Below are 262 nucleotides of genomic sequence, written 5' to 3' on the forward strand. Positions count from 1 at the left end.
CAATTGATACATGAACGCCGTCATTACTTCGTTCACCACACGTGAGATTGCCTTAGCGATCTGGTTGGTCGTTTTCTTCGCGGTTGGCTTGATCCAAAAGTCGACTCGGGAAAGTCTTGGCAGCGTTTTCAAGGCTCTGTTCCGGCCCATATTGCTGATCCCGTTGGCCATCGGGGCCGCCTATGTGGCCGGAGAGATATATCTGCTGGGGCGCTTGGGCTGGTGGTCGGTCGCCAACCTCAAGACGACCATCATCTGGCTC

1 protein-coding gene is annotated in these 262 nt (G+C 55.0%); it reads left to right on the forward strand.

The window, feature by feature from the left end:
* Positions 1-10: 10 nt before the first annotated feature.
* The coding region (locus A6302_RS20815) for a hypothetical protein (protein WP_210183440.1) at positions 11-262 on the forward strand (252 nt) is incomplete at its 3' end.

This window comes from Methylobrevis pamukkalensis, from assembly GCF_001720135.1.
In the GTDB taxonomy this organism is placed as follows: Bacteria; Pseudomonadota; Alphaproteobacteria; order Rhizobiales; family Pleomorphomonadaceae; genus Methylobrevis; species Methylobrevis pamukkalensis.